The organism is Streptosporangium sp. NPDC049046 (genome assembly GCF_040649155.1).
GTDB lineage: Bacteria > Actinomycetota > Actinomycetes > Streptosporangiales > Streptosporangiaceae > Streptosporangium.
In genome coordinates this window covers 128904-145257 of record NZ_JBEZEZ010000011.1, presented here as the reverse complement: position 1 = coordinate 145257, position 16354 = coordinate 128904, and the positions used below count along the sequence as shown (strand labels likewise).

Here is a 16354-nt window from a genome sequence, read left to right as displayed (position 1 = left end):
ATTCACTGGACGGATGCGGTTGCCGGTACGCGCGGGGTTGACGCGCTCCGGCTTGGACGTATCTTTTATTTAGGAAAGTTTCCTAAGAGCTCCCTCTGTTGCACGTCCCCGGAGTAAGGCGCGAACCGGGTTGTACGGAACGTTGAACGGCCAGCTGTCATCAGTGTTTAGGAGAGGGTATGAGAAGAATCCTGCGTGTCCTCGCCGCGACCGTGCTCGCGGTGGGAGCCGTTACCGTCGGGTCGAGTGCGCTGAGCCCGGCGTCGGCAGGGGCCGACGGCTGTGACTACACCTTCGGTCAGAACTCGTTTTCCGCCCGATGCGCGACGATCGGCCCTGCCTACGAGTTCCGCGCGTGGGTCCAGTGCAGCAACGGCCGCAGGGACGGCGGATGGGTGACGACCAACAGCGGTCAGTGGAGCACGGCGAGCTGCGGACCAACGTGGATCGACCGCCTGAGCTACGGCGTGGACGTACGTCCGCTCTCCTGACGCGGGTATGGCGGCACCGCCGGGGCGTGGCCGGCGGTGCCGTCGGCGAAGAGCTCCTATCACGATGAGGTGTGACAGGAACTCTTCGCCGTCCATGGGCGCCGCCTACCCGGGTGAAGGTTCTCAGCGCACCGGCGCCGAAAGAGAACCGCCACGAGGAACAGGTTGTGCTCGAAGGCGACCATGCCGGCCGTCGGCCGGTAGGTGATCAGACGCTGACGACGGTGCGGGTCACTCCAGGGTGAAGGTGGCACCGGCGCGGAAGGTCGCCGAGCCGTCGTCGCGCTCCACCCACATCTGGAGGTCGCGATGGCGCAGGTAGTAGCCGGGGAAGTTGACGGACTCCAGCGACACCGCCGAACCGTCGGCCAGGCCGGTCCTGCGGGTGAAGGTGGCGTCGGCGCGGAAGATCGCCGAGCCGTCGTTGCGCTCCACCCACGCCTGGTGGTTACGGTGCCGCAGGTAGTAGCCGGGGAAGTTGGTGGACTCCAGCGACACCGTCGTCCCACCGTTCAGCCCGGGGACGATCCTGAACTGGGAGTCGGCCAGCGGTGCGACGTTGGCGTCGATCCGGGCCCGATACTCCCAGTGCCGAACGAAACGGTCGGGCTGGTCGTAGGACCTCAGCCGCACCGGCGAGATCCCGTCGGGCACCGGGATGCCGAAGTCGGGGGTGCCGTCGGCCTTCCAGTACACCTTCTGGAGCCTGGTACGCCGGTTGGGATCGTTGAGCGGGTCGCCGGAGATGTCCCGGTAGTTGCGGTCGTGATAGACGAGGATGTCGCTCTGCCCGTCCTCGGAGACGGTGAAGGAGTTGTGCCCCGGCCCGTACTGGCCGGTCGCGGCGTTGGTGGCGAACACCGGATTCTGGCTCTTGGTCCAGGAGGAGGCGTTGAGCAGGTCGGCCGAGGCCGAGGCGGTCAGCATGCCGAGGCAGTAGTTGGCGTCGGTGGCGCTGGCGGAGTAGGTGAGGAAGATCCGGCCGTTGCGCTGGATCACCGACGGCCCTTCGGCAACCTTGTATCCGCGCGTCTCCCAGGCCAGGGTCGGCACGGTCAACCGGGTCGTCGGCCCGGTGATGGTCCACGGGTTGGTTCCCATCCGGGCGATGTACAGGTTCGAGTTGGTGGCGATGCCGGGTTCCTGCTGCGCCCAGGTCAGATACCGGACGCCGCCCGCGACGAACGTCGAGGCGTCCAGCGCGAAGGTGTCCCAGGGGGTGACGATCCGGCCGCGTTCGGTCCAGCTGCCGGTCAGCGGGTTGGCGGCACTGCTCTCCAGGACGTACATCCGGATCCGCCAGACGTCGTCGGCACGGCCGGCGGCGAAGTAGACGTACCACCTGCCGTTGATGAAGTGGATCTCCGGTGCCCAGATGTGGGCCCCCATCTCACCACTCGTGTGCTTGCGCCAGATCACCGTCTCCGGCGCGGTGGACAGGCCCTGCAGGGTGATGGCTCGGCGCAGCACGATGCGGTCGTATTCGGGAACGGTGGCGGTGAAGTAGTAGTAGCCGTCGGTGTGCCGGAAGATGTGGGGATCGGCTCGTTGTGCGACCAGGGGGTTGGTGTACTGGACGGCCGGTGCGGCATGGGCGGCGGGGGCGGTCAGCAGGGTGGCGATCAGGCTCAGCACGACCATGACGGCCGTCACCGCCGACCGCGACGAGCGGCACAGGAGCTTTCGGCTGCCCGCTCGCCGGATCGTCACGGTCTCGACCGCCGCGCGGGGGGTGATGCGCAGCATGCTCGTATCTCCCAACAAATGTTAACGCTAACAAGAAATGGATGACGAACCGCGAAAGTCACGAGGGGATTTCGCGGAGGTTTCCGCCCAAAGCGTTAACGCAAACATTGCTGCCGTCAAGAGTGAGCGTCAATTTCCCGCCGCCTCCGGCACCTGGGCGCGCCGCGGATCGAGCAGGCACACCGGTTGTTCGGAGGCAGCGGGACGGTGGTCGCCGTCATAGACGCCGGCCGTCACGACCTCAAGGGGCGCGTTCCGCAAGGACGCTCCTACGACAAGGACGCGGCGGCCGCACCACCGACGGACCCGCACCCTCGACAGAACCGGCCACCGCCACCGCGCAGGTGAGAGGGGTCGGCGAGTCCCGCGCGCGGGTCACTCCCCAGGCCGGGCCTTCCGACCGGCGGTTTTACCGGAAGCCGCGAGGAACGCGACCAGACCGACACCGAGCAGGACGGCGGGCAGCAACATCACCGCGCCCACGACCCACAGACCGCCGTCGTCCGACATCGCGGCGTCGATCGACCAGCACAACCACATCACACCCGCGACGCCGAGCGTGCCGATCCTGGGGAGGCCGAGCCTGCCGGCCAGCACGGCGAGGATTCCCAGGCCGGCCACCAGGCCGACCACCTGCCACGCCTCATAGGGGCCGCTGAGACTCCCGTCCGACTCGACAACCCGTTCCCGGTCCCAGCCCAGCCAGAGGAGGTAGTTCAACGCAGACGCCACGGCCAGAGCCGCACCGATCCGGGCGGTGGCCACGGTGCCGGGGACAGGGGGTACGCCATCTTCTGCCACGATCTCCGCGCTTTCGTCGGCGACGGTCGCCCCAAACATATGCGCTGCCGCACCGTCGCGACCAGCCGAGCCGCTTCGCACACCTCGGGGTGATCCGACCCGGCGCCGTCCCTACCGCTTCCAACTGCCCGCGACATGTTCCCGACACGCTGTCGGTATAGTTGCCGACACTGTGTCGAGAAACTGCATGACCACCGAGAAAGGAGAGGAAAAATGTTTCTTGCCATGCGCGAACTACGGTTCGCGCGTTCCCGTTTCATCCTGATGGGAGGTGTGGTCGCGCTCATCGCCGTGCTCATGGTGCTGCTGTCGGGCCTCTCGTCCGGCCTGGTGAACGACGGTGTCTCCGGACTGAAGCGCCTCCCGGTGACCGCGTTCGCGTTCGGCGAGGGCACCAAGCTGGACGCGGCGTTCTCTCGCAGCGTGGTCGACGTCAAGCAGGTCGACACCTGGAGGACCCAGCCGGGCGTCGCCGAGGCCGAGCCCTTCGGCAACCTCCTGGTGAACACCCGCAGCGACCGTGACCTGCCGATCGACCTCGCCCTGTTCGGGGTGAACCCCGACTCGTTCCTCGCCCCCGAGGTCGCCGAGGGCACCGGGCTGGGCGCGGCGGACGGGATCGTCGTGTCGGCCAGCGCGCTGGACGACGGCCTGCGCGTCGGGGACGTCGTGACCGTCGACCGGATCGGCACCAAGCTGACCGTGATCGGCGCGACGGCCGACCAGCACACCTTCGGTCACGTCGACGTCGCCTACCTGCCGCTGGCCACCTGGCAGCGGCTGCACACCGGTGCCGGCCCCGACGACGAGGTACGCCCCGAGGCGATGACCGAGGCGACGGCCGTCGCCATCCGGGCCGAGAGCGGCGCCACCCTGAACCTCGCGGCCGGAGACGGCGCCGCGGGCACCACCAGCGTCACCCTGACCGAATCGTTCGGCGCCTCGCCCGGCTACACCGCCGAGACCTCGACACTCAGCCTCATCCAGGTGTTCCTGTACGCCATCTCGGCCCTCGTTGTCGGCGCGTTCTTCACCGTGTGGACCATCCAGCGCAAGCACGAGCTCGCCGTGCTCCGGGCCATGGGGGCCTCCAAGCCCTACCTGCTGCGCGACGGCCTGTTCCAGGCCTCCGTCGTCCTGCTGGCCTCCACCGGCGTCGGCGTGGCGGTCGGAGTGGGCCTCGGCAGCGCCATCGGCGGCGGCATCCCCTTCACTCTCGAAGCCCCCGCGGTGGGCCTCGCGAGCGTGCTGCTGGTCGTCCTCGGCCTGCTCGGCGCGGCCGCCGCCATTGTCCGCATCGCCGCCGTCGACCCGCTGGCCGCCCTGGGAGGACAACGATGACCCGTACGAAGAGCGCCAAGGACCGTCCTGCCGCCGACACCGGAAGCGGGCTCGTCCTCGCCGGGGTGACCCTGCGTCTCGGGGACGGCGACAGCACCGTCACGGCGCTCGACGCCGTCGACCTGAGCGTCGAACCGGGCGAGTTCGTCGCCGTCGTCGGCCCCTCAGGAGCGGGGAAGTCGAGCCTGCTCGCCGTCGCCGGGGCGCTGACCACCCCCGACGAGGGAACCGTCACCATCGACGGTCACGACATCGCCGCCATGAGCCCCGCGAACCGGGCCGCCTACCGCCGCGACCACATCGGGTTCGTCTTCCAGAGCGGCAACCTGCTGCCCGCGCTGATCGCGCTCGACCAGCTGCGTCTGGTGACACATCTGGCGGGGGGCGGCGAGAACCACCGTGATCCCCGGCAGCTGCTGGAGGAGGTCGGCATGGGGCACAAGGCCAACCGGCGTCCCCACCAGCTCTCCGGTGGCGAGCGCCAGCGAATCGGTATCGCCCGCGCCCTGATGGCGACCCCGTCCCTGCTGCTGGTCGATGAGCCGACGGCCGCGCTGGATCGGGCCCGCAGCCACGAGGTGGTGTCCCTGCTGGCCAAGGAGACCAAGCAGTCCGCGGTTGCTACCGTGATGGTCACCCACGACCATGACGTGCTTGAGCACTGCGACCGGATCGTGGAGATGACCGACGGGCGGCTGTCCGGCTGAAAGCGAGGAGGGTCCGTGCCACGTATCAGTGCTCCCACGGTCGCGGAGCACCGTGCCGCGCAGCTGCGGACCCTCCTCGACGCCACCCGGGCCATCCTCGCCGAGGGGGCGGAGCAGGCCCCGGCCCTGGCCGAGGTCGCGGCCCGTGCCGGGCTCGCCCGCTCGTCGGTCTACCAGTACTTCCGTTCGCGGCAGGACCTGCTCGACGCCCTGATCCAGGACGTCTTCCCCCGCTGGTCCGAGCGCGTCACCGAGGCGATGCGCGTCGCCCCCACCCCCGGCGAGCGGGTCCTGGCCTACGTGGACACGAACCTGTGCCTGGTCTCCGAGGGAGAGCACGCCATCGCCCGTGCCCTGACCGTCGTCGCCCCCGGCAGGGAACTGGACGAGAAGAGCGGCGTCATGCACCGGCAGATGCTGGACCCGCTCGTCGGGGCGCTCGCCGAGATGGGCGCGCCCGCTCCGGAGACGACCGCCGAGTTGATCAACGCCGTCGTGTACGCGGCCTCCAAGATGATCGAGTCCGGATCGGACGAGCGCGACATCCGCGCGCGGACCCGGGAACTCCTCGCCCCCTACCTGACCGCCTCCTCCGCACCGGCCGGTCCGCGGGAGAGGAGCGACCACACCTGACCGGCCGATCAGGGCAGGAGCGCGGGACCAGGGGTTCTCCGGCGCCTTCGTACCTCGGCCGGCGTTGGCCGCTAACAAGGTCATTTCTCGTCGAAGCGCTCGCGCCCCCTCTCCGTCTGTCGCCGCGGCTCCTCCTCGGTGAAGACGTTCCGCTGTCACAGGAATCGCGACGTCGCCCCGACTCACCAGCGGTGAAACGCCCACCTGAGGGTAGGGTGCCCAGTCATGAAGGCCACCTCCGGGGCGAGCCGGTGGACCAGCGGGTTCGTCGGAGCATGGACCGCGGTACGGAACCGGTGCGGTTGGTTCGACCATCTTGTCCGGGCGGCCGTCCACTACGACCGCACCGACGCGGGCCGCCTGTCCGCGGGAATGACCTACTACGCGTTCTACGCCACCTTCGCGCTCGCGCTGCTGTCCTTCGTGATCATGGGCCATGTGCTGGACACCCCCGCCGCGCTCGGTCAGGTGGAGGACTACCTGAGCGACACGTTCCCGCGACTGGACGTGCAGGCACTGCGCGACGCGCGGGACACGGCGGGGCTGATCGCCTTCTTCGGCCTTCCGCTGACCGGCGTGTTCTGGATCGACTCGATGCGCTCCTCCATCCGGGCGGTCTGGGGTCTGGAGCAGTATCCGGGCGGTTTCTTCCTGCGGTGGCTGCTCGACCTGGCCGTGATGGTCGCGCTCGGGCTGCTGCTCTCGATCTCGCTCACCCTCTCCTTCGGCACTCAGAGCGCGCTCATCTGGCTGGCCGAGCATACGATCGGGGTCGAGGCGCTACCGGCGCGCTGGGCCCTGTCCACGACCACCTTCGTGCTCGGCATCTGCGTGAACTTCCTGCTCTCGACGGCGTTGATGACGCTGCCCCCTCGGCTGCGCCTGTCGCCACGGCGGGTCGTCGGACCGGCCCTCGTCATCACCATCGGCCTGGAGTTGCTGAAGACGATCGGACAGGTCTATTTCAACATCAGTTCAGCGAATCCCGCGTACAAGGTGGTCGCGGGTGCGGTGGGCATGTTGCTCTTCCTGAAGCTGGTGAACGTGCTCATCCTGTTCGCCGCCTCGCACGCCGCGACCAGCCGCCACGGCACGGTCCTCGACCTGGCCACCCGGCGGCCCGTCGGCGAGCCTCGCACCGAGGTCGTCACCGCACCGGCGATCCCCGAGATCAGGACGGGGCCATCGGCACAGACGGGCCCGGAGGAGAAGCCGCGGACGGACGACGAGGAGACGACCCCGAAGGCACAGACGGACCCGCGAACAAAACGGGAGACGGAAGCGCAGGCGTGGGTGCGGCCACGACCCGTGCCACGCAGGTACGACTTCAGAACGCGACGGGCGCGCTCCTCGGCGAGGGGCAGCCGAGATTTTCCTGAGGACCGTCGAGCCCAGACGGCCGCCCCTCACCCGCCGACACCTCCGGTGAGACAGTGGGAAGGCTCCGGCCCCGAACCCCCTGTCGCGTCAGGAGAGCGAGGCCGGCACCGCCCGTAGCGGGGACCCGACGCGTGCGGCCGCGGTGCCGAGCCCGGAGAGGACGAGAGGACGTGTCGTCGCGGGTGGGTGGTGCAGCTCGGCCTCGTCGTAGCGGCGGGTCTTCATGTGCCACAGCAGCACACCCGCCATCCAGTCCTGCAGCTCCCGCACGTATCCGTCGAGGGTCTTCCTCGCCTCACCGTCGAGGTCGAAGTCGTCGAAGAGGGCGGGGAGTTCGGTGGCGACGATGTGCTCGAACTGCCGCATCCTCGACGTCATCAGGTCGTTGACGATGTCGGCCGCCTTCTGCGGATCGCAGTTCAGGAAGTCCTGGACGACGAGCACGCAGTTGTGCAGCTCGCCCTCGAACTGGATCTCCTTCTGGTATGAGCAGAGGTCGTTGACCAGGCAGGCGTAGTCGGCGGCCGAGTCGTCCAGCCCGCGCATCGTCCGGGTGCGGTAGATCTCGGGCGGCACCGCCTGGCCGTGGGCCAGGCGCGACAGGCTCATCGTGAGGTCGGAGCCGAAGGTCCTGCGGCGCATCTCAATGTAGTCGACCGGGTCGGGGACCCGGTTCTGGATGTGGTTGGCCAGCTCCCACAGCCAACTCTCCGTCATGTCCTGGACGGCCCGGCGAAACCTGGCGCGCGCGCTCTCCGTCATGGAGGCCGCCGTACGGAACCACAGGTCGGCGAGGCCGCGCTCGATCGGGTTGACCGGAGGCGGGGTGGCGGAGAGGTCGAGCGGCATGAACGCCGACAGCCGCTCGTTGAACGCCTTCGCGCCCGCCATGTCGCGGCGGGACCCGAACACGAGCGGGAAGTAGTCGTCGGCGTAGGTTCCCCAGGTGAGCCAGAAGGTCGAGATGTCCAGCTCGGGGCCGGGGGCGTCCGGATTGATGGCTCCCGCGCAGATGGCGAAGTCGTAGGTGTCGAGCTTGTGCTCGGTCCAGATCGCCAGGCCGGGAAAGCCGGGCAGCTGCTCGAACATCCCCATCTCGCGCGCCCATTCCACCGTGTTGCGGCGGGCACTGTCGAGGTTGGGATTCATCCGGGCCGTGTACGGCATGTAGATCTCGGGCAGCGGCAGCGGCCCCACCTTCCTGAGCGGGACGTGGGTGTGGCTTCTCGGGCCCCCCGGGCCCGTGATGCCGGGCGCCAGCCGGATGCGCGCCGCCGAGACGCCCAGGCCCGTGGGCCCGCCGAGGAGGGCCGGGGCCACCGGGTCGGCAGATGAGGCCCCGTTCATGTAGCGGCTGGAGCGCATGTGCCACTCGTGGCCGCCCGACTGCCAGTCCTGGAGTCCCTTGACGTAGGCGAGGACGTCGAGGCGGGACTTCAGGTCCAGGCCGTGCTCCTCGAAGAGCGGGGGCAGCTCGGTGAGCGCGGTGTTCTCGAACTGGTGCAGCCGGGAGGTGATCAGGTCGTTGACCGCGTCGGCGGCCCGCTGGGTGTCGTAGCCCAGGAACCGCTCGAAGACCAGGACGCCGTTGCTGAGCTCGCCCTCGTCGCCGACCTCCCGCTCGTAGGAGAAGAGGTCGTTGCGCAGGTGCACCCCGTCGGAGAAGGTGTCTCGCAGCACGCGCATCGGCCTGCTCGCGGCGATGACAGCCGGGACCTCGGCGCCCGCGGCGTGCTCGACCAGGTTCGCCGACCAGGGGGCGCCGCCGACCTTGCGTCGCATCTCGATGTATTCGATCGGGTTGGCGACGCGTCCCGCGTTGATGTTGGCGAGCTCCCACAGGGACTCGTCGAGCAGGTTCTTCGTGCTCTCGACGAAGCGTGCCCGCCAGTCGGCGGACATCGCCGGGATCGTCCGGGCCCACAGGTCGGCCAGGCCGCGCTCCACCGGGTTCTCCGGCTCGGGAGGCGGCCCCGTGGGATGCACCGGCATGAAGGCCGCCAGCCTGTCGAGGTATTCCTTCGCCCCCGTCAGGTCGCCACTGCGCTTGAAGGTCTCCAGGAAGTGGTCGTCGAAGAAGAAGACCCACACGTACCAGTCGGTGATGAGGTCGAGCTCGGCGGCGGGGGCGTCGGGGTGGGTGTAGGCGCACAGCAGGCCGTAGTCCATGGCGTCGAGCTTGCGCTCGTCCCAGATGCCGAGGTCGGGGTCGAGGATGCCCATGTCGTACGCCCAGGCCCTGGTGTGCTCTCGCGCGGTCTCCACGTGGGGGTTCAGCCTGGCCGGATACGGCAGATAGAAGTCAGGAAGCTCGAAGGGTTGCATGTTCTGTCCTTCCGTATCCGATATCGACGCGTCCGGGAGCGCCCTGGGCATCAGGGGGCATGACGAGTCGACGAGGCGGCTCCCTCACCCGGGAGCCACGACAGGCAGAACGCTACGCAACGACCACGGAGAGTGAAAGGGATTACCCCGAATAGGCCATGGCACGATCAGGACATCCGGCGCCCGCCGACCGGTGCTCCTCGCGACCCGGGCGCGACACGGCGGTCGCGAGGTCACGGAGCCGGTCGGCGAACGCGAGCGCCTGCTCCGGTGTCATGCGGGGCTCGACGCCGACGTAGAAGACCACGATGTCCCCGCTCGGGGAGGTCGTGGCGGCGAAAGGAAGGGAGGGGGTGATAACCATGATGGAGCCATCCTTCCCTGCCCCACCGACAATTCGCAGGTCCTTTTACGCTCGCCCGAGATGTGAACGCGCGTCCCGAAGGGGTGCGTCCCGGCGCACGGTGAGGCATCATCACGGTAGGCGTCGACGGGTTTGAGGCAGGTATGGAAGGAAGCCAGGCGCTACGCCGGCATCGCACCAACCTGGAGCTGGAGTGGGCACGCTGGGTCCAGGGCGGGCGTCCGCATGACCGCGAGCGGCTCAGGAAGGAGATCGTCGACTCCTGGGGCCGGTCCATCGCGACGGTGAGACCCGAGCAGGACAGCGCCCCCGAGGAGGGCGAAGCCCTGCAGCGCTGGAGAGCCTCGCCGTTGCGCGAGCCCCTGGCCACGGTCGCCGACGAGCTGCGCGGGATCGCCGAGGACGGCGGTTTCATCGCGGCGGTCACCGACGAGACGGGCACCATCATGTGGACCTGCGGCGGCCGGGTCATGCGACGGCGGGCCGAGGCGGTGAACTTCGCCCCGGGAGGGCGCTGGGACGAACAGGCCATGGGCACCAACGCCCTCTCCCTCGCGCTGCGCACCGGCCGCCCGACCCAGGTGTTCTCGGCCGAACACCTGGTGCGTGCCCTGCACGGGTGGGTCTGTTACTGCGCCCCGATCCGGTCCCCCGGCGGCCGGGTTCTCGGCGTGCTCGACCTGTCGAGCACCTGGGAGCGCTCGCATCCCCTCGCCATGCCCGCGTTGCACACCCTGGTCGGCGCCATCGAGAGCCGGCTGGCCGAACGGATGAGCCCTCCGTCCGCGAGCGGACCCTCCGTTCAGGGCTTCTTCGCCGGAAGTACCGGCAAGAAGAGCGGCCTGCGGCTGCGCGCCCTCGGCGGCGCCGAGCTGACCCGTGACGGCGTTCCCCTGAAGCTGCCCCCTCGCCAGCTGGAGATCCTCACCCTGCTCGCTCTCTCGGGACCGCAGGGGCCCGGGATGTCCCCCGAGCGGCTGATGGACGAGCTGTACGGCGAGCGGCACGTCGCCGCGACCACCCTCAAGGCGGAGGTCTCCCACCTGCGGCGGGCGCTCTCCGGCGCGCTGGCCACCCGGCGCTACGAGCTGACCGCGCCCCTGGACTGCGACGCCGCCGAGGTGCTCGCCGCGCTGGGCGCCGGGCGGGTGGAGACGGCGGCGCGGCTCTACGGCGGCCCTCTGCTGCCGTGGTCGGACGCGCCTGGGGTCAGGACCTGGCGCGAGCACATCGAGGTCGCGCTGCGTGAGGCGGTGCTGCGCTGGCCCGGTCCGGGTCCGGTGTTCCGCTTCGGCGAGCTGCACCCGTACGACCTGGAGATACACGAGCGGACCCTCGCGGTCCTCGGGGCCGATGACCCGCGCAGGGCCGTGGCGCTCGCCCGCCACCGCACGGCGCGGAGCGACTGACCTCGCCCCTCCCCCGGCATCGGCCGGACGCCAACCTTTCACCAACCTCGGCCCTCCATCGTTGGCTCTGTTACAGCCATGTGAAGGAAGGCGGAGTCATGGTCTACACACCACCCGGTTCCGAAGGAAGCATCGTCACCTACGCCGCCCGGTACGACAACTTCATCGGCGGCGAGTGGGTGCCCCCGGTGAACGGGGAGTACTTCGACAACCCGAGCCCGGTCACCGGGAAGACCTTCACCAGCGTGGCCCGCTCCACCGCGGCCGACGTCGACCTGGCGCTGGACGCCGCCCACCGCGCGGCCGACTCCTGGGGCCGGACCTCGCCCGCCGAACGGTCGAACATCCTCAACCGGATCGCCGACCGTATCGAGGAGAACCTGGAGCGGCTCGCCGTCGCCGAGACCTGGGAGAACGGCAAGCCGGTGCGCGAGACGCTCGCCGCGGACCTGCCGCTCGCCGTCGACCACTTCCGCTACTTCGCCGGGGTGATCCGCGCCCAGGAGGGCGGGATCAGCCAGCTGGACGAGGACACCGTCGCCTACCACTTCCACGAGCCGCTGGGCGTGGTGGGCCAGATCATCCCGTGGAACTTCCCCATCCTGATGGCGGTGTGGAAGCTCGCCCCCGCCCTGGCCGCGGGCAACTGCGTCGTCCTCAAGCCCGCCGAGCAGACTCCCGCCAGCATCCTGCTGGTGATGGAGCTCATCGCCGATCTGCTCCCGCCCGGTGTGATCAACGTCGTCAACGGGTTCGGCGCGGAGGCGGGCCGGCCTCTCGCCTCCAGCCCGCGCGTGGCGAAGGTGGCCTTCACCGGCGAGACCACGACCGGGCGGCTGATCATGCAGTACGCCTCGGAGAACATCATCCCGGTGACGCTGGAGCTCGGCGGTAAGAGCCCGAACATCTTCCTTCCCGACGTCACGGCCTCCGACGACGACTTCCTGGACAAGGCCGTCGAGGGTTTCGTGATGTTCGCCCTGAACCAGGGCGAGGTGTGCACCTGTCCCTCGCGGGCCCTGATCCACGCGTCCATCTACGACGAGTTCATGAGCAGGGCGCTCGACCGTACCAGGGCGATCGTCGGCGGCGACCCGCTGGACCCGGCCACCATGATCGGCGCGCAGGCGAGCAACGACCAGTACGAGAAGATCCTGTCCTACATCGACATCGGGCTGAAGGAGGGGGCCGAGCTGCTCACCGGCGGCGGCCCGCGCACGGTTCCCGGTCTGGACGGCGGCTACTACATCGAGCCGACGGTCTTCAAGGGCAGCAACGACATGCGCGTCTTCCAGGAGGAGATCTTCGGGCCGGTCGTGTCGGTGACGACCTTCGACTCGGAGGACGAGGCCCTGAAGATCGCCAACGACACCCTGTACGGCCTGGGCGCCGGGGTGTGGACCCGCGACGTGAACGCCGCCTACCGGTTCGGCCGGGCGATCAAGGCCGGGCGGGTGTGGACCAACTGCTACCACGCCTATCCCGCGCACGCCGCGTTCGGCGGTTACAAGCAGTCGGGCATCGGCCGCGAGAACCACAGGGCGATGCTGGACCACTACCAGCAGACGAAGAACATGCTGGTCAGCTACTCGCCCAAGAGACTGGGCTTCTTCTGATGCCGACCGGCCCCACCGGTGAGCCGCATCCGCTCCGAGTGGAGCGGGTGCGGCTCAGCCCCGCGGCCGAGGAACTGCTGACCGTGCTCCACCGGCGACACGGCCCGTTGATGTTCCACCAGTCGGGCGGTTGCTGCGACGGCAGCTCGCCCATGTGCTATCCCCGGGGCGAGTTCCGGGTCGGCGGCGTGGACCTGCTGCTGGGCGTGCTGGCCCTGGACACCCCGTTCTGGATCAGCGCCTCCCAGTACGCCTACTGGCAGCACACCCATCTCACGGTGGACGTGGTTCCCGGCCGTGGCAGCGGATTCTCCCTGGAGGCCCCCGAGGGGGTGCGCTTCCTCATCCGCTCCCGGCTGTTCACCGACGAGGAGGCCGAGCGGATCCTGGCGGAGCCTCACCCACCGAGCGGCGCCGACCGTGATACGGGGACATACAACATCAAATAGGGTCACAGCGGGAGTACGATGCACGGAAATGAAGTGTCGGCGGTGATCGCCTGACACCGGGCGAAGCGTGAGCGGAGGTCGCCCATGGACCGGCGGAACTCCGCACAGAGCCCGCAGGCCGTCGCCGACGCGTTCGACCAGGGGCGGCTCACCCAGGCCAGGCAGCTGGCGGGGATGACGAAGAAGGACCTCGCCGAGCGGATCGGGGTCACCCCCGCGGCGGTGGGACAGTACGAGACGGGCATGAGCCGCCCCCGGCCCGACCTCGTTCCCCGCCTGGCCGACGCACTCGGCGTGCCGCCGGCGTTCTTCCTGCTGGGCCGCCCGCACGGCAGGCTGGACGGCTCCATCGCGCACTTCGGGAGCCCGCGCTCCGCCCGCGCGTACCAGCGGGCCAAGGCCGCGGCCTTCGTCGAGCAGGTCTGGGAACTGGCCCACGCGCTGGAGAGTCAGGTCGGGCTGCCCCCCGTCGTCCTTCCCGGTCCCTCCGGCGGCGAGGTCCACTCCGGCGTGGAGCCGCCCGGCGACCCCGCCCGGGCCGCCCGCGCGCTGCGGAGGCTCTGGGGGCTGGGCACCGGCCCGCTGTCGCACCTCGTCCGGCACATGGAGGCCCACGGGATCGTCGTGGTCTTCCTCCCACCCGGCGAGGACGACGAGGACACCGTCACGGTGGACGCCTTCTCCACCTCCCGGCTGCCCCGCCCGATCGTGGTGCTGACCGCCAACCGGTGCGACGACGTTCACCGCCACCGGTTCACCGCCGCCCACGAGCTCGGCCACCTGGTGCTGCACGGCGACACGGCCTCGGGAGACGTCCGGCAGGAGCGGGAGGCCGACGTCTTCGCCGCCGAGTTCCTCACCCCGCGCGACAGCATCCTGCCGGAGCTGCCGGACCGCCTCGACCTGCGCGGGCTGGTCGAGCTCAAGCGCACCTGGGGCGTGCCGGTCGACTCCCTGCTGCATCGCTGCCGCGAGGCCGGCCTGATCTCCGATTCCGCGGCGAGCCGCGCCCACCGGCGGCTCAAGACGTTGCGCGACCAGCCGGGCTTCGCCGCCGAGCCGATCGGCGGCCACCCCGACGAGCAGCCCGTGCTGCTGCACCGGGCCTTCGAGCTCGCCGTCTCGCAGACCGGCCTGACCACGGAACTGCTCGCCGCCCAGCTGGCCTGGCCCGTCTCACGGGTGCGCGAACTGCTCGACCTGCCCGACCTGCCCGACCGTCGCCCGGCGCTGCGGCCGGTGCCCTGACCGCTCCTTCGCGGCACCGGCCGCCGGTCGCGCCGTGCGGTGACGCTCGTCGCGACCGCTTCGCGGAGCCTCCCCCCGTGACCACCCCGCGTCGCCCCGCCACCCGCTCACTCGCCCTCGACACGCTCCCTGATCCACTCCAGGCCGTCCTGCCAGGAGGCGAAGGCCTGGAGATAGCGGCCGTCGCGGGCGTGGAAGGCGTGGTATCGGAAATCTCCGTCGCTGCCCGTGCGAATCAAGTCGTAAATGTCGCCCTTTGAGCGATACCAGACACATTCACCGTCGGCGGGACGCGAGGATGATGCGTAGGCGAACTCACGCGTGATGGACATGGGACGGATGCTACGGACCGGCGAATCAGCAGGCAATGCCGCGTCTATTTCATTCAGGGATAAAGTTCGCCCTCGCCGATAATTCTGCTGGAAACGCCTACGCGGGATCACCCACCGCCGGCGGCGGGCGCGGGACGGCCACCGCCGGCGGGCGCGGTGAGCTGGTCGATCAGCATCGCCAGCCGCCGCTCGTGGTGGGCCGCCGGGAGACGTCCGCTGCGGGTGAGGGTGACGAGTCCGTGCACTGACCCCCAGGCGATCTCGGCGAGGACTCCGGTGTCGCGGTCGTCGGCGAAGGCGGCGATCGCCTCACGGAATTCGGCGAAGGCGGCCTGGAGCGGGGCCGGCGTGCCGGGACGGCCGAAGGGCAGGTCGACGGCGAGGGTGAGCATGGCGTCGTACAGCGACGGGTTCAGCCGGGCGAAGTCGGCGTAGGCGTGGATCAGGGCGGAGAGGGCCTCGCGCGGATCCTCCGCCCTCAGTCGGGCCTTTCCCAGCTCCGCGGTGAGCTCGGCGAAACCCTCCAGCGCGACGGCCGCCACGATGGCGTCCTTGCCCGCGAAGTGGCTGTAGAGGACCGGCTGGCTGTATTCGATGCGTTCGGCGAGACGGCGCGTCGTGACCGCCTCCCACCCCTCGGCCTCGGCCAGCTCGCGGGCGACCGTCACGATCAGCCGACGGCGCCGCGCCCGCTCGCGCTCACGGCGCTCCTGTGTGGACATCACGCTGATGCTAGCACCGCTATTAAGTCGCCCCTTGTTATTAATAACGCCGCTCGCACATCTAGCACCGCTATGACAAGCGGCGCCCCGGCCCGCACCGGGCGCTCACCCGGTGCGGAGCAGGGGGGCACATGTCACCCGGCGGGCGGTGTGGAGGTCGGGGTCACCCGGTGGTCGGTCAGGTGCAGCTCTCCTCCGAGCGTCACGCGCAACTCGTCCAGGACCTTCCTGGCGCCGAGTACGGTCCACAGTTCTCCGACGAGGTGGGGGTTGTACTCCGGCGCCTGGTCCATCCACTGGTCCTTGCCGGACTGGGTGACGAAGGTGCTGATGAAGAACTGACCGACGGAGGTCTTGCAGGCTCCCGTCCGGATGTCGACCGCGTCGACCTGGATCCTGGGCTTGCAGTCGACCTTCTTCGCGAGTTGCTCGACGGTCGGAGGCGGGCCCGCGGGGACTGCGGGGACGGCGTTTCCGGCCGCGGCGGGGGCGCTCGCGGGCTGGTCCGCGCTGCAGGCGAGGGAGAAGGACAGGGTGAGGATCACCGTGGCGACCACCCGGAGGTTCCTGGCGACACCGGTCCGGCGCGAATGTGTCAACATCCTTCAGATACGCTCACCGGCCCCGGCGGGTTCACCGTTCGCGGGCGTCGCCGATCGGGAGCGCGGTCACCGTGTCTCGCGCCGAGGGCGCCCGAACGGAATCGAGGGTCCCGTGAGGGACCCGGGGACCGGAAAGGACGTCGTGCCCCCGCTCCGGGTGTCCCACGGCCCCGCCAAGGTTCCGCGCT

Annotated in this window: 17 protein-coding genes; 9 read left to right on the top strand and 8 right to left on the bottom strand. The window is 69.7% G+C overall.

The window, feature by feature from the left end; genetic code table 11:
- Nucleotides 1-179: 179 nt before the first annotated feature.
- A complete protein-coding gene (locus AB0B96_RS17910) occupies nucleotides 180-491 on the top strand; it encodes a hypothetical protein (RefSeq protein WP_362899892.1) in 312 nt (103 codons plus the stop codon).
- A gap of 231 nt (nucleotides 492-722) precedes the next feature.
- On the opposite strand, the gene AB0B96_RS17905 is transcribed toward AB0B96_RS17910, so the two are convergent.
- The 3 genes from AB0B96_RS17905 to AB0B96_RS17895 all read right to left on the bottom strand — a co-directional run bounded on the left by AB0B96_RS17905 (nucleotide 723) and on the right by AB0B96_RS17895 (nucleotide 3038).
- Nucleotides 723-2237, bottom strand: coding sequence for a family 43 glycosylhydrolase (locus AB0B96_RS17905; RefSeq protein WP_362899890.1), 1515 nt, complete (start codon nucleotides 2235-2237; stop codon nucleotides 723-725).
- Nucleotides 2238-2366: 129 nt separating this feature from the next.
- Nucleotides 2367-2498 (bottom strand): hypothetical protein, encoded by a 132-nt coding sequence (locus tag AB0B96_RS17900; RefSeq protein ID WP_362899888.1) that lies wholly within the window; start codon nucleotides 2496-2498, stop codon nucleotides 2367-2369.
- A gap of 114 nt (nucleotides 2499-2612) precedes the next feature.
- Nucleotides 2613-3038 (bottom strand): hypothetical protein, encoded by a 426-nt coding sequence (locus AB0B96_RS17895; protein WP_362899886.1) that lies wholly within the window; start codon nucleotides 3036-3038, stop codon nucleotides 2613-2615.
- Between the two features lie 213 nt (nucleotides 3039-3251).
- Here AB0B96_RS17895 and AB0B96_RS17890 point away from each other — a divergent pair, with 213 nt between their 5' ends.
- The 4 genes from AB0B96_RS17890 (at nucleotide 3252) to AB0B96_RS17875 (ending at nucleotide 7216) form a co-directional block, all read left to right on the top strand.
- A complete protein-coding gene (locus AB0B96_RS17890; RefSeq protein WP_362899884.1) occupies nucleotides 3252-4379 on the top strand; it encodes an ABC transporter permease in 1128 nt (375 codons plus the stop codon).
- Complete coding sequence (locus AB0B96_RS17885) at nucleotides 4376-5086, top strand: ABC transporter ATP-binding protein (protein WP_362899882.1); 711 nt, start codon at nucleotides 4376-4378, stop codon at nucleotides 5084-5086. The genes AB0B96_RS17890 and AB0B96_RS17885 overlap by 4 nt, the downstream gene beginning before the upstream one ends.
- A 15-nt stretch (nucleotides 5087-5101) precedes the next feature.
- Nucleotides 5102-5719, top strand: coding sequence for a TetR/AcrR family transcriptional regulator (locus AB0B96_RS17880; RefSeq protein WP_362899880.1), 618 nt, complete (start codon nucleotides 5102-5104; stop codon nucleotides 5717-5719).
- A gap of 225 nt (nucleotides 5720-5944) precedes the next feature.
- Nucleotides 5945-7216 carry a YihY/virulence factor BrkB family protein gene (locus AB0B96_RS17875; protein ID WP_362899878.1) on the top strand — a complete coding sequence of 424 codons (1272 nt, stop codon included), beginning with the start codon at nucleotides 5945-5947 and terminating at the stop codon, nucleotides 7214-7216.
- On the opposite strand, the gene AB0B96_RS17870 is transcribed toward AB0B96_RS17875, so the two are convergent.
- Nucleotides 7187-9424, bottom strand: coding sequence for a family 2 encapsulin nanocompartment cargo protein terpene cyclase (locus AB0B96_RS17870; protein WP_362899876.1), 2238 nt, complete (start codon nucleotides 9422-9424; stop codon nucleotides 7187-7189). The genes AB0B96_RS17875 and AB0B96_RS17870 overlap by 30 nt on opposite strands.
- Before the next feature lie 142 nt (nucleotides 9425-9566).
- Nucleotides 9567-9788 (bottom strand): hypothetical protein, encoded by a 222-nt coding sequence (locus tag AB0B96_RS17865; protein ID WP_350945322.1) that lies wholly within the window; start codon nucleotides 9786-9788, stop codon nucleotides 9567-9569.
- A 143-nt stretch (nucleotides 9789-9931) separates the two neighbouring features.
- On the opposite strand from AB0B96_RS17865, the gene AB0B96_RS17860 reads away from it, so the two are divergent.
- The 4 genes from AB0B96_RS17860 (at nucleotide 9932) to AB0B96_RS17845 (ending at nucleotide 14510) form a co-directional block, all read left to right on the top strand.
- Nucleotides 9932-11197, top strand: coding sequence for a GAF domain-containing protein (locus AB0B96_RS17860; protein ID WP_362899873.1), 1266 nt, complete (start codon nucleotides 9932-9934; stop codon nucleotides 11195-11197).
- A gap of 98 nt (nucleotides 11198-11295) precedes the next feature.
- Nucleotides 11296-12813, top strand: coding sequence for an aldehyde dehydrogenase (gene adh / locus AB0B96_RS17855; RefSeq protein ID WP_362899871.1), 1518 nt, complete (start codon nucleotides 11296-11298; stop codon nucleotides 12811-12813).
- Nucleotides 12813-13262 (top strand): DUF779 domain-containing protein, encoded by a 450-nt coding sequence (locus tag AB0B96_RS17850; protein WP_362899869.1) that lies wholly within the window; start codon nucleotides 12813-12815, stop codon nucleotides 13260-13262. The genes adh and AB0B96_RS17850 overlap by 1 nt, the downstream gene beginning before the upstream one ends.
- 84 nt (nucleotides 13263-13346) lie before the next feature.
- Nucleotides 13347-14510: an XRE family transcriptional regulator gene (locus AB0B96_RS17845; RefSeq protein ID WP_362899867.1), complete on the top strand. Its 1164-nt coding sequence runs from the start codon at nucleotides 13347-13349 to the stop codon at nucleotides 14508-14510.
- A gap of 107 nt (nucleotides 14511-14617) precedes the next feature.
- Here the strand turns inward: AB0B96_RS17845 and AB0B96_RS17840 are convergent, their stop codons facing one another.
- The 3 genes from AB0B96_RS17840 to AB0B96_RS17830 form a co-directional block, all read right to left on the bottom strand.
- Nucleotides 14618-14842: a hypothetical protein gene (locus AB0B96_RS17840; RefSeq protein WP_350945315.1), complete on the bottom strand. Its 225-nt coding sequence runs from the start codon at nucleotides 14840-14842 to the stop codon at nucleotides 14618-14620.
- A gap of 107 nt (nucleotides 14843-14949) precedes the next feature.
- On the bottom strand, nucleotides 14950-15564 hold the full coding sequence (locus AB0B96_RS17835) for a TetR/AcrR family transcriptional regulator (RefSeq protein WP_362899865.1): 615 nt from the start codon (nucleotides 15562-15564) through the stop codon (nucleotides 14950-14952).
- A gap of 134 nt (nucleotides 15565-15698) precedes the next feature.
- Complete coding sequence (locus AB0B96_RS17830; protein ID WP_362899863.1) at nucleotides 15699-16166, bottom strand: hypothetical protein; 468 nt, start codon at nucleotides 16164-16166, stop codon at nucleotides 15699-15701.
- Nucleotides 16167-16354: the final 188 nt, after the last annotated feature.